The organism is Aidingimonas lacisalsi, from assembly GCF_008079445.1.
In the GTDB taxonomy this organism is placed as follows: Bacteria; Pseudomonadota; Gammaproteobacteria; order Pseudomonadales; family Halomonadaceae; genus Aidingimonas; species Aidingimonas lacisalsi.
This window is the reverse complement of the sequence record NZ_VRYH01000017.1, coordinates 17,577-30,003: the sequence shown is the minus strand read 5'-3', so window position 1 is coordinate 30,003 and position 12,427 is coordinate 17,577. Positions and strand designations below refer to the sequence as shown.

Genomic DNA, 12,427 nt, shown 5'->3' with positions numbered 1-12,427 from the left:
CGAGATGCCGTGTGGTGCCCCATGCACACGCAGATGGCGTTAATCTTCATCTTGGCACATGGAGGGACGGGTCCATCCCATTTCCTACAACACCCGCAGCCGATTTTAGGTAGGAGCGACTTCAGTCGCGATCAGCGGTGCCACTCAGGCCGGGCTCACCGCCCTACACCATTGCAGTGGCACGGGTTGTGTAGGAGCGACGTCAGTCGCGATGGGCGGTGTCATCTAGAGCGGCTCCAGCGCGATGATCTCCTGGCGCAGCGTCTGTTTCTCGGCCTCCAGCGCGGCGAGCCAGTCGGCGCAGGCCTGCTGCCGCTCGGGTGCCTCGCCGGTGGCATCGATGAAGGCGCGGATCCAGGCCTGACGAGTGCACAGGTCCTGCAGGTCGCCGAGCAGGGACTGGCGTCGCTTCAGCCCGGCCAGGAAGGCGCGGTGGCGTGCCGGGTCAAGCTCGGCCAGATAGCGGATGCGTTTGACCGTCTTGCGCAGCTCGTGGAAGGCGGCGTCATCGGAGTCGGCTGAAAGTGCCGCCAGGTCGCCATTGTGAAGTGCGATACGCTCATCCAACACCGCCTCTACGCGTGCCGGCTTGAGGCCACGCAGCGCCTTGCGCAATCCCTTGGACGCAAGGAAGTCTTCCCAACGTCGCATATCTTCGGCGTAGTCGGAGTCACCCAACTGTCGACACAGCAACGCGTGCCGCTCCTGCGCCTGGGCACTCAGCCAGTCGGAGAGATCTCTGCGCAAGCGTTCCGTCAGTGGCGGCGGCGTCTGTGTCAGGCTCTCCAGGAACACGTCCAGGTCCCGCAGGTCGCTGGTCGCCTGAGCGCGTCGCTTTAGCCGCTTGAGCCCCTTCTTCATGCCGGGCACCTCGGTGGTGGCCAGCACCGACTCGCCGATCGCCCGACTGCGGCGCAGGTTGACACGATACTGGTGCAGAAACTCGGGATCGAGACCGGCGATCACCCCGGGCTCCAGGGCTCTCACCAGCCGATAGCGGTGGCTCAGCAGGCCGGGGATTCGTTGGCCGAGGCTGACCTTGTCGAGATTGGGCGCCTTGGGTGCCTGTCGCTTGAAGAGTGCATGACTCGCCTCGGCGGGCACCAGGCTATCGACTTGCGTGGCGCTGTGCTTGCCCAGCGCCTGCCAGGGTACCTCGGGCAGCGAGAGATGCAGCATGCCACCGGTCGGCAGTGACTCCGGAGCCGCGCGGCAAAGCCAGCGAGCGAGCTCCACCAATGCCGGGTTGTGGCCGATGATCAGCACCCGTTCGACCTCGGCCGGGCATTCGCGCAGCCATTCGAGCAGGGCCTGCCTGTCGAAGGTGTAGAGGGCGTCGTGGAAAGCGATACGCTCGGTCAGGGGCTCGTCGGGTAGTTGAGCGGCCATTCCCTCCAGCGTCTCGCGTGTGCGACGCGCGCTGCTGACGTGGATCTCCCCCGCCAGGGCGTTCCCCCGTTGCAGGGCCAGAGCCATCGCCGCCGCCTGCCGGTGGCCGCGCCGATTCAGCGGTCGCTGGTGATCGGTCATGTCGGCATGGCCGCGCTTGGCCTTGGCATGGCGCATCAAGAAAAGTTCCGGCATCTCGACCTCCCCTCTGTCAGTCTAGTCGTCCAGGGAGCAACGTCAGTCGCGACGGGAAGTAATCACCATATCGCAGCCAGCAGTCGCGTTGAAGGAGCGACGTCAGTCGCGATCAGCGGTGTCATCCAGGCAAGGTTTAGTTTAGCGACCTAACGCATACCCCTGCATGTGCCGTGCCGAGGCACCAGCACGCAGCTCGCATTGCTGAGGCCCCTTACTTCGCTACCGCCATGCAGGCAGTAAAAATCGGCTTACCCGGATTTTTTCTGCCCTTCCTATTCGTTGCCCGGCCAGAGCTTCTGTTACTGGAAGGTGACCCATGGGATCAAACCCTGGTGACCGCCATCAGTCTTCTTGCCCTAGCCGCGCTCAATGTCGCGATAGTCGGGCAAGGCTTCGTGCGTACCGGTTGGCCAACGCGCTTAGTGCTGCTCTTCGCAGCCCCCCTCACCCTGATACCGAGTCAACTCGGCACCCTGATCGGCGTGAGCATAATCATCACCACCTTCGCCATACAACGAACCCTCAAGGCAAAGCAAACCGCCGCTCTCCCCGATGTCACGACAACTACGTAGGCACCATACCCGACAGGGCCAAGGAGTGGTCTGTCCCCTGAAAGAGCTTCAGCTCACCAGGGGCACGACCATAACAGTTGGCGGCGTGTCGGAGTGGTGACTTTGTCGCCGGCCATGGCGACGTTCCGGGATGGGTCAGACTCATGGGCGGTGTCATTTTATTGGGAGTGGCTTCCCTACGCTCCAAGGAGAAACGCTCGTTGAGAACCTCTAAGCGGGATTAGATGAAAACGACGATGACTGTATCCGGGAAGGCATAACAATGCTGCATAGGTGTTGCATAAAATAATATTGGTGCACTACCTATAGGAAATGCTAACTTCAGTGCATAACAATTTACAGCTGATAATTACAAACTCTTTACTCAGACTGAAAATAGTTTGATACTCTTTACGGGGTCTTTATGAACACCGCTTTCAAAATAATACTGGCTTCATTATTAATTATCATAGCAGCGCTTCAGTTTTCCCAAGTGATAACAAGATATGTATTAGGTGTTCCATTGATGGGTCTTCAAGATATTCTGATGTACCCTGTCCTATGGCTATATATATTAGGAAGCGTGAATGCGTCAAGAGAAGACCAGCAGATTAGAGCAAATGTATTGGAAATTTTCCTCAAGACCACACGGGCAAAGACAATACAGCTGGTCGTCTCGGATTGTGTAAGCCTGGTAATTGCTGGGTGGCTTACATTTTGGGCCTGGGACTTCTTTGCGCATTCACTCAGTACAGATAAAATGACCCCAGTTCTATACCTTCCTACTGTGTATGCTGACGCCGCTCTCTTTTTTGGCCTCCTCGCAATGTGTGCATTCACGGCATTTAATATCCTTAGCCGTTTATTCAGTCTGGTTAACAAAAAAGGAGTGACTAAGAATGCTTGAGTCGGCCGCTGTTGCACTTGGTGTACTCGTGATTCTCTTAACAATTGGCGTGCCCCTCCCGTACTGTTTTGCTGGTGGAATGCTTGCAATGGTTATGTTAGGCGATGCCGTAATGAACGGTGTTATGCTTTGGGGTTATGATCAGATATCGTCACCAGTTTTGCTCGCAATTCCTCTCTTTGTCTTTGCTGGGACGATAATGAGCGTTAGTGGTATTGCTGAATCCCTTTTGAAGTTGGTGAATGAGTTTGTCGGGAGGATTCAAGGTGGCTTGGGTGTCGTCGCTACCATCAGCTGTGGAATCATTGGTGCTATTTCCGGGAGTGGTTTGACCGGGGTCGCAGCGGTTGGTCCGGTCCTTATCCCAGAAATGGAAAAACGCGGCTACCCTAGACCGTTTGCAGCGGCTCTAATTGCCAATTCCTCCGTTCTAGGGCTGCTAATCCCACCCAGTGTTACCATGATAATATTTGGCTGGGTAACTGAAACGTCCATACTCGCCGCTTTTCTAGCAACGCTGGGCCCGGGCTTACTTGTTGCTTTACTTCTGTCGATAGTTAATATTTTCATGGCTCGCAAATTCAACCTAATTCTCAACGAGCCTCTTCCATTTAGAAAGAAAATCCACTCAATTTCAAAGCGGGGCTTATCCGCCACTCCCGCTCTTTTAATGCCATTTATCATTCTCGGTGGCATCTATGGTGGAGTAATGACTCCAACTGAAGCTGCTGCTGTCGCTGTGATATATGCTATCCCGGTTGGGTGGCTGGTTTACAAAGGTCTAGGGGTCAAATCTTTACTTTCAGCAGGGAAGGAAGCGGGGACATCCGTTGGCGCCATACTTATCATGATCTTTTTCAGTCTGATATTAAGTCAAATGTTTGTAATGAACGGTGTCCCGCAAGCTTTAGTTGATTCTGTATTTTCGATTACTGAAAACAAGTATTTCCTGCTTCTTTTGGTGTGTCTATTACTCTTTTTACTCGGCATGGTGGTAAATGATATTACTGCCATCATCCTTGTAGCACCGTTGCTCATGCCCCTAATGCAAGCTATGGAAGTGAGTTCGGTACAGTTTGCGGCAATCATCGGTGTAAGCACGGCTATGGGTGGAGTTACGCCTCCATACGCAAGTATTTTGTATCTAGCTGCACGGGTTGGTAATACAAAATTTTCAGATATTATCAAGCCCGCAATGATTATGCTCTTTTGTGCCTACATACCCGTGGCACTCTTAACGGCATATTGGCCTGGATTATCAACAACTATCCCAGGTATTTTTGGTTACTAAAAAGTGACCTCAGTAAAAATGCAACAAATCAACAACCAGGAGTTAAAGATGAAACTCAAAACAACTACTGCAATTTTGCTTGGTACTATCGTCTCTTTAGACGTAACCAGTGCTATGGCTGACACTCTGAAGATTTCTCACTTAAGGCCACAAGACACTGAGCATGATAAGAACGTCAAGGCTCTAGTTGAGTCTGTCACATCAAAAACCGATGATATTGATTTCAGAGTTTTTCCTGCGAACTCATTAGGAGATTATACAACCGTACAGGAGAGAATTTCTGTTGGTGCCGTGGAGATGGCACTCCAGCCGATTTCCAGCAGTGCTGATAAAAAATTGCAAATTGGTCTTCTGCCTTATTTAGCATCTGATTGGGATGAGGCTACAGAAATTTTTGGAAGAGGATCTGCGATCCGTGAGGCTGTTGCAGATCGCTATCAAGAACAGAATATTAAAGTATTGGCAGGCTACCCTGTTTACTTTGGCGGTATCTCTTTGAACAGAGAGCCTGTAGAGGTAGATAGTGTGGATGATAAAGGAGGGATAAAACTAAGGGTTCCCCCTTTCAAAACTTTTTCACTACTTGGTAATGCACTAGGCTATATTAGCTCCCCTCTTCCGTTCTCCGAAGCATTTACCTCCATTCAAACGGGCGTAGTTGATGGTGCGATGGGTGCCGGCGCAGAAGGCTACTACAACTCATTGAGGGATGTCACTGAGTATTATATTCCTCAAAACACCCATTTTGAGTTTTGGTATCTTTTAATCAACGATGATACCTTTGAGGGGTTAAACAAACAGGCACAATCCTCTCTGCTCGATGCTGCCAAGAGCTTTGAAAGCCAGCGCTGGGAAGAGGCAGAGTCTTCTCAAGAGCTTTATGAAAAACGTCTCGAGGAGGCCGGCACAGTCGTAGTAGACGCTTCTGATGAATTGCTTGAAGCGAGTGCGAAGGCAGCCAAAAATGATGTTTGGCCCGAAATAATTTCTGACATGGGCGAAGATTGGGCGACTCCCATTCTTGAAGAAGCTGTTGGTTATCCTTCCGAATAAGTTATATGCATAAATATGGGATGCGCTTTTTCAAGCGCATCCCATCTCTCTTTGCTTTTCCTTCTCAAATGATTTTCTCTCAATAACACGTGCTCCTCGAGACTGTTTTATGCCAAAAAAGAAGGTAGTTGTCATCGGTGCCGGAATAGTAGGAAGCTGTTGTGCTTTGCGGCTAGCAAAAGATGGCTATTCTGTAACTTTGATTGATAAAAGTATGCCTGGACATGGATGTTCATTTGGTAATGCTGGTGGCATCAGTTCATCTTCTATCATTCCGATGGCTATTCCAGGGATTTGGAAGAAAATACCTGAGTGGCTATTTGATCGTGAGGGCCCTCTATCGGTTCGTTGGAAACATATCCCTAAAGCATTTCCATGGTTATTCAAGTGGTTGTTAGAATCGAGAGAATCTCATGCGAAATATGCTGCTCACACCCTTTCCGAATTAAATAAGGATGTTTTGAACCAGTACAAGGCAATATTGGGAGAGGAGGAATACAATAGACTCATCAAGACAACTGGACACCTCCATGTTTTTAAGGAAAAACCAGTGTCTAAAGGTGACTTTTTTGTCAAAAGTTTGCGCGATGATATCGGAGTTCACTACGAAGAGCTCTATGGCGAAGATATAAGAAACTTTGAGCCCAGCTTATCCGATGACATAAGGTATGCGCTGTACATAGGTAACGCTAGCTATACTGTTAACCCTCACCTTCTTGTAAACGCAGTCGTAAAAAAATTTGAGGAAATCGGTGGCATCTTCGTTCAAGATGATGTCAAGGAAGTTATCGCATCGGAGGCTGGAGCAAGAGTCGTATCAAGGGTTAATACTCATGATGCTGATTTTTTAGTCGTGTGCGCCGGAGCACTTTCTAAGACGTTGATGCGGAAGGATCTTGATAAAGTCATGCTGGAGAACGAAAGGGGGTACCATCTAACCTTGATGAACCCAAGTTTTATGCCCAACCTCCCAATAGTTTCTGGGGATCACAAATTCTTTTCCACGCCAATGAATAATGGTCTTAGGTTAGCTGGAACTGTGGAATTTTCTGGGCTATCCTCTCTACCAAACTGGTCTAGAGCTGACACTTTATTAAGTAATGCTAAAAGCATTTTTCCATCTTTGTCTGCATCTGGATCAGAAGCGTGGGTTGGCGATAGGCCATCCTTTCCAAGCAGCATACCTTTGATTGATGTTTCGCCAACGTACAAGAACGTTTTTTATGCATTTGGTCACGGCCACTATGGCATGTCTGGTGCACCAGGAACAGCGAATATAATTGCTGATATGGTAAGCGGAAATAGTCAGAAAGTTGATATCACTCCTTTTTCCTATGCTATGCACTGCTAAATTGTCAATACCTCAATGTATTACCACTAGCTACTATCTCTTTCACTCCTGACAATCATTTTAAACATTTGAGGGCTGAATCGACCTTTTAGTTTACCTATTCTCACTATCAGGCTACTAGCTATTAGGCACTAGACGAATGTTAGCCCCCTCATGTACGTGCGAGCGGAATTACCGCATACGCCTCCCACCTCGACATAATCCCCTAGGACGAACTTTGTGTTAAATATAGTGGATATGCAGAGGTGGGCAAATACTACAACACTAAATAACGGCAGTGGCAACCAACTCCAATAAAATTCCTTCTCCCAGGTCTGCGACACCTAGGGTCGCCCTAGCAGGTAGTTCATTTTCATCGAACCAACTCGTCCATACCTGGTTCAATCCCGATTTATTCGATAAATCAGACACATATACAGTTGCCATGACAACCTTACTTTTATCGGTACCAGCTTCAGATAGGTAGTTCTCTAACTTGTCAAGGACCTCTGTGGTTTGTCCGGCAATGTCCTTTGATTTATCATCTGCAGTAATTCCACCGAAGAACACAAATCCATTGGATTCCACTGCACGATGCATGATCGGCGTTTTGATTTGGCGATTAATCATTTAAATATCTCCTGTAGGAACTTTAGCCAAAAAGGATGATTCATTATATTCGGGTTGCGAATAACTAGCGCTTCCCGAAAATCTTGAAATTGAAAAGCTAGAAATGGAAACCCTGCTTTCTTTTCCTTTAATCAAATCTACGAGGATTTCCCCGGTTATTGGGCTAAGCTGATAGCCGTGTGCAGAGAACCCGAAAGCATGATAGAAATCATCATGCTTATTGCTAGGCCCTAACACGGGTATGTTGTCAGGGAGACACCCCTCAACGCCTGCCCAAGCCCTAACAATCTTGACTTTATCCATGAATGGAAAAAGACTAACAACCGTATCGGCGTTATCAGCCAATCCAGTAAGCTGTGTTTCTGCGACCTGAAGTTCAGTATCAAACCGTCCTTTTATTCCTCCTCCAATAACAGTTGTCCCATTTTCAAATTGCTTGAATGAAAGAGGCCGGGAGGTCGCCGATACTACCGGCGTAAGAAACTTACTCAGCCTCTCTGTGACCATAAGCATTAATGACTCCGGACTCACCGGAACAGGCTCTTCAATTTTGTCACATATTTCGGATGCCCAAGCACCGGAGCAGTTGATAACAATATCCGCTTCATACGTCTTCAGGTTGGTTGCAACACACCACCCAGAGCTTTTTTTATCAATATCTTGTACGGACTCTCTTTCGCAAAATACAGCGCCTCTTTTCTCAGCTTCACACTTCCACGCTATAACGGTTTGATACGGATTCGCATAACCATCACCCTCACATAATAGTGCGCCAGAACAACTCGGTGCCACATCCGGAATCATCTTATTAAGGCGATTTTTTGATATCATCATTTCATGATTAAATCCCATCGACTTAATTAGATTTTCTCGTTCTTGCAGTAATTCAAGATCGGTATCATTTTCAGCCACCATAACCTGGCCAACTGGACGAAACCCACAGTCATCACCAACAATTTCTTTCATGCGGTTCCAGCGTTCCCAGGCAAGCATTGACATAGGGATCTCCGCCGGATGGCGACCAAGCCTCCTCACACCTCCTGCATTTACACCAGATGCATGACGCCCGACATAGTCTTTCTCTAAAACGGTGACTTTATATCCTTCTGATGCGAGGTGAAGCGCTGCACTGCAGCCGTGCAAACCACCTCCGATAACTACAATTTCAGCAGGCATTATGTTTATTCCTCTGCTGCATGAGCCAACTGACCAAGAGTGATTGGCTTGAACGGAGGTCTAAGTCTATAGTAGCCAGTATCATCAATACTTTGCCCATTCACAGAGGCCAATATCTCACTAACCATCGGGCCGCATACCCTTCCTTGGCAGGGCCCCATGCCACATCGAGTAAATGACTTGGTTTGATTCGGCCCCTTACAACCAAGCTTGGCAGCTTCTTTGATTTCACCAGCCGTGACTTCTTCACATCGGCATATCGTTGTATCATCAGAGGGAAGGCGCCAATCGGCACTGGGCCTGTACAATGTGTCCAGGAAGGGTCGTATAGAACACTCTCTTTTTAGCATTGCTTTTAAATAGTCATACTCTTTTTTTATCTCAAAACCACTAAGACTATTCAGCGACATAACTGCACCAAGAGCAGAAATTTTTCCTTGAATTTCTGATGCCCTAGCCCCAACGATTCCAGCCCCATCACCTGCCACGGCCAGTTTCTTTATACTGGTTTCGCACCAGTTATCGATTTTTGGCCTCCAAGCGAGTTGCACGTCATCCCAATAATGTTCACACCCTATAGCACGGGTAATTTGCGTATTAGGCACAACTCCCTGATGGAGTAGAAGCGTAGCGGCATTAGTACTTTTCCAGCCACTCCCACCGCTCTCTTTCCATACAACTTTTTCTAATTCACCATTGCCTTCAGCTCGAATGTCAATGACATTTTTTACATGAGACACTCCCGCTTTCCTAATCTCATTAATTAGTCCGACACCTTTGACTATATCTTTATAGTTTGATAATGATTTAGGTAAATACCTGCATGCCTTAATATAATTTTTCTTTGGAGTCGTTTCTAGTATTGTGGAAATATCTACACCGGCTCTAATATATTGCGCGGCCAATAAGTATAGCAAAGGACCACTACCAGCTAAAACTAATGGACCACTCGGCACCACTCCAGAAGACTTCAATAATATTTGAGCACTTCCAGCGGTCATCACTCCGGGTAGAGTCCAGCCGACAATCGGGCAGGGCCGCTCAATTGCACCTGTGGCAAGGATCACATACTTCGCCTTGATCATCCAGGCATGATCATTTTTCAACACACCAATTTCAAGATTTTTTGTAATCTGCCATACTGAGGTTGAATGGTAGTAGTCAATATCAGGATTGTTAAACGTACCAACTAACTTTTTGCCATACCAATAATCTTTTCCTAAAACATTTGAATCCCGTATTGGTGACTCACCAATAGACCTATAAATTTGACCACCCGGCGCAGGTTGTTCATCAATCACAGCCGGCTTTAAGCCATATTTCAAAAGAGTATTGGCTGCAGCCATACCTGCAGGTCCACTTCCGATGACAACAACTTCATGATGGTTCACAGCCAAGCCTCCTCGCTCCACACTGAGGTTTAACAGTCATTCCATCAGCAACCTCTGTTTGACAGGATTGCACGTTAGGTACTCCATCTATTTCTAGTAAGCACTCAAAGCAGACTCCCATCATGCAGTATGGCGCTCTAGGAGAATCGCTAACAGGGGTGGTTCTAAAAACATCAAATCCATTCGCTAGCATTGCAGCGGCAACTGTATCGCCTTTTTTAGCGACATAACTTTTTCCTTCATAGAAAAAGACAACATCTTCTCGGTAATTCAGGCTAACCGCATTCAACCTTTTAAACATAAAACCTCTCGGAAATAAAATCATCAATTTCCCGTGGCTTATCTGACCCAGAAATCCACTCTGTTAAAAGTTTAGAGTGCGCTGCCGCCAGTGTCACACCACTGTGACAACATACTACAAATGCCCCTGGACACATTTCGGACTCTTGATATATTGGATAACCATCCGGTGTCATCACTCGTAATGCCCCCCAAGCTCTTACTACTCTTGCATCCTCTAATGCCGGTAAGGCACGAACTGCTCTCGACGCGATGTTACTCATTATGGAACTATCGGTCCCGTCATCGAATCCGACATCCTCATGAGAGTCACCCATAAGCACGGTTCCCTCATTAGTTTGACGCAAGAAAGTAGTAGGCAAGTTCAAAAGCGGCCTCATTTTTTCTGTTACAAGAATCTCACCGCGATTTGGTGATACGGGCGCTTTGAGTCCCACGAATTTAGCCAGGTCTTTATTTGCAAGCCCAGCTGCCAATACCACACGGCCGGCTGAAATCTTTCCGGATTTTCCATCTACGGAAAATCCACCATTGTCTTGCTTGATCGCGTGTACTTTGTCCCCTGTAAAAATTTTTACCTTGTAGTGATTTAAACCGGCATGAAGGCTTTTTAAGAGAAGAAGTGGATTAGCGTGACCATCCCAATGAGACCATGTTGCACCTACAACACTTTTACCCACCTCAGGAATCAATTCCTTTAATGAGTCTCTATCCAACGTTTTGTAGTCAAACTTCCCACCAGTCTCTTTATTTATATAATCCAACTTCTTACGTCCGGAGTCCATTTCCTTTTTATCATAATATAAGTGGACGCCTCCAGGAGATTGATAATGTGGAGATATCCCTGTGAGGTTTGAAAGCTCTTCTGAAAAGCCATACCAAAGTTCTGCTGATCTCATGCTCCATTCAGAATACCGAGGCTTGTCAAAACCTTTTCCTTGCACCCAAACCAATCCGAAATTTCCTCGGGAAGCACGAAATGCCACATCACCTTCATCAATAATGGCAACACTATAGCCTTTACTGGATAGCCCATAAGCAATTGCACTGCCTACAAGGCCTGCTCCCACGATTGCAAAATCGTAATTGTGCATATCACACCCATATCTCATGGTCGCCACATTTAACAGGCTCGCCGGACCTCTTAATGGAAACTCCATTTCCTTTCGACAAAAAAATGGAAAAATAATAATAACTCACAAACTCACCAAGTATCTTTTATAATAAGCTATTGGAAAAAATTGACTCAATTACCTTTATGAGAAACTAGCATTGATTTTCGCTCATGAACAATTCACATTTTTCCATTGGCCATAACGTAATGTTATGGCTTTTAACTTAGTGATACTCAAGGTCCTACTAACGTATTTATAAATGCAGAGTTACTGACGATCGGATCAACTATAGACGCTATACTCTACCGGCAACGAGAAAGCTTCCCTTTTTAGGGAATAACGAATGCGCCGAGCCAAAAGCATCCAGGGTTGCCAAACCTCACTTGCGGAGTGGCCAAACCGAGTGAAGAAGAATGAGGCTGCAGCCTCACAGCGAGTCAGTAGCTTAATGGACAGTGTGGATGACGAGGGGGGTACGTAAGCCTTCTATGGATCGACTCATTGTCGTGGATGATAAAGCGCACCGTGGCAATCAGTGGCGACACCTGCGGTAGACAAGTACTGCCGCACGGACAACGAGTGAGGGACTTGGCAAGATCCCGAACCGGGTCGGCAACGAGGATGGTTCTCCTGACGCTGCTGATCGGCTCGCGATGGATCACTGGGAGGGCAATGCGGCGCTCAAAGGACACAAGCAATAGAGGCTCGTCTCCCTGGTCGAGCGCCGCAGAGGGTGTCTACTGACCGCATGGTTATCCCATGTCACTGCCGAACTGACAGAGAAGCCCATGATTCGGTGACTCAAGCCTCGGCGAGGGGCCGCAAAGACCATCACGCTGGATGGTGGCTGAGGATTTCGCCAACCATGAAAGCGGGCCAGAATTTGATAGCAGAGGTCGACTTCCGCTCTCCCTATTGTTCCGGGCATAGCGGGACCGATGAAAACAGCAATGGCCGGATTCGACAGTATTCCCCAAGGGAACCGATTTTCGGCAAGTGACAGGTACCTAGCGACTGCACCGGGTACGGCTCAATGATCGAACACCGGCACAAGTATTTCCGGGAGAATACTCAGGGCACTAAATACCGGAATGCT

General features: G+C 48.1%; 11 protein-coding genes and 1 pseudogene. 6 read left to right on the top strand and 6 right to left on the bottom strand.

Annotated elements, in window-relative coordinates:
* Window positions 1-225: 225 nt before the first annotated feature.
* On the bottom strand, window positions 226-1,584 hold the full coding sequence (locus FVV99_RS18190) for a CHAD domain-containing protein (RefSeq protein ID WP_148255541.1): 1,359 nt from the start codon (window positions 1,582-1,584) through the stop codon (window positions 226-228).
* A gap of 230 nt (window positions 1,585-1,814) precedes the next feature.
* On the opposite strand from FVV99_RS18190, the gene FVV99_RS18185 reads away from it, so the two are divergent.
* The 5 genes from FVV99_RS18185 to FVV99_RS18165 all read left to right on the top strand — a co-directional run bounded on the left by FVV99_RS18185 (window position 1,815) and on the right by FVV99_RS18165 (window position 6,740).
* A complete protein-coding gene (locus FVV99_RS18185) occupies window positions 1,815-2,159 on the top strand; it encodes a hypothetical protein (protein WP_148255540.1) in 345 nt (114 codons plus the stop codon).
* 403 nt (window positions 2,160-2,562) lie between these two features.
* Window positions 2,563-3,045 carry a TRAP transporter small permease gene (locus FVV99_RS18180; RefSeq protein WP_148255539.1) on the top strand — a complete coding sequence of 161 codons (483 nt, stop codon included), beginning with the start codon at window positions 2,563-2,565 and terminating at the stop codon, window positions 3,043-3,045.
* On the top strand, window positions 3,038-4,336 hold the full coding sequence (locus tag FVV99_RS18175) for a TRAP transporter large permease (RefSeq protein ID WP_148255538.1): 1,299 nt from the start codon (window positions 3,038-3,040) through the stop codon (window positions 4,334-4,336). The genes FVV99_RS18180 and FVV99_RS18175 overlap by 8 nt, the downstream gene beginning before the upstream one ends.
* 48 nt (window positions 4,337-4,384) lie before the next feature.
* Window positions 4,385-5,389: a TRAP transporter substrate-binding protein DctP gene (gene dctP / locus FVV99_RS18170; protein ID WP_148255537.1), complete on the top strand. Its 1,005-nt coding sequence runs from the start codon at window positions 4,385-4,387 to the stop codon at window positions 5,387-5,389.
* A 109-nt stretch (window positions 5,390-5,498) separates the two neighbouring features.
* The gene (locus FVV99_RS18165) at window positions 5,499-6,740 is read left to right on the top strand and encodes an NAD(P)/FAD-dependent oxidoreductase (protein WP_148255536.1); all 1,242 of its coding nucleotides are present in this window, start codon (window positions 5,499-5,501) and stop codon (window positions 6,738-6,740) included.
* A 264-nt stretch (window positions 6,741-7,004) separates the two neighbouring features.
* Here FVV99_RS18165 and FVV99_RS18160 read toward each other — a convergent pair whose 3' ends face one another.
* The 5 genes from FVV99_RS18160 to FVV99_RS18140 are packed head-to-tail and all read right to left on the bottom strand — an operon-like array spanning window position 7,005 to window position 11,310.
* Entirely contained in the window at window positions 7,005-7,349 is a 345-nt protein-coding gene (locus FVV99_RS18160; protein ID WP_148255535.1) for a RidA family protein, read from the bottom strand.
* Complete coding sequence (locus tag FVV99_RS18155) at window positions 7,350-8,525, bottom strand: NAD(P)/FAD-dependent oxidoreductase (RefSeq protein WP_148255534.1); 1,176 nt, start codon at window positions 8,523-8,525, stop codon at window positions 7,350-7,352.
* A 5-nt stretch (window positions 8,526-8,530) separates the two neighbouring features.
* On the bottom strand, window positions 8,531-9,916 hold the full coding sequence (locus FVV99_RS18150; protein WP_148255533.1) for an NAD(P)/FAD-dependent oxidoreductase: 1,386 nt from the start codon (window positions 9,914-9,916) through the stop codon (window positions 8,531-8,533).
* The gene (locus FVV99_RS18145) at window positions 9,903-10,241 is read right to left on the bottom strand and encodes a (2Fe-2S)-binding protein (RefSeq protein WP_236645474.1); all 339 of its coding nucleotides are present in this window, start codon (window positions 10,239-10,241) and stop codon (window positions 9,903-9,905) included. Before FVV99_RS18145 ends, FVV99_RS18150 begins: the two co-directional genes overlap by 14 nt.
* Entirely contained in the window at window positions 10,210-11,310 is a 1,101-nt protein-coding gene (locus FVV99_RS18140) for an NAD(P)/FAD-dependent oxidoreductase (RefSeq protein WP_148255532.1), read from the bottom strand. The genes FVV99_RS18145 and FVV99_RS18140 overlap by 32 nt, the downstream gene beginning before the upstream one ends.
* 521 nt (window positions 11,311-11,831) lie before the next feature.
* Between FVV99_RS18140 and FVV99_RS19150 the strand changes: the two are divergent.
* Window positions 11,832-12,414 (top strand): annotated as a pseudogene (locus FVV99_RS19150) (IS30 family transposase); the annotation flags it as partial.
* Window positions 12,415-12,427: the final 13 nt, after the last annotated feature.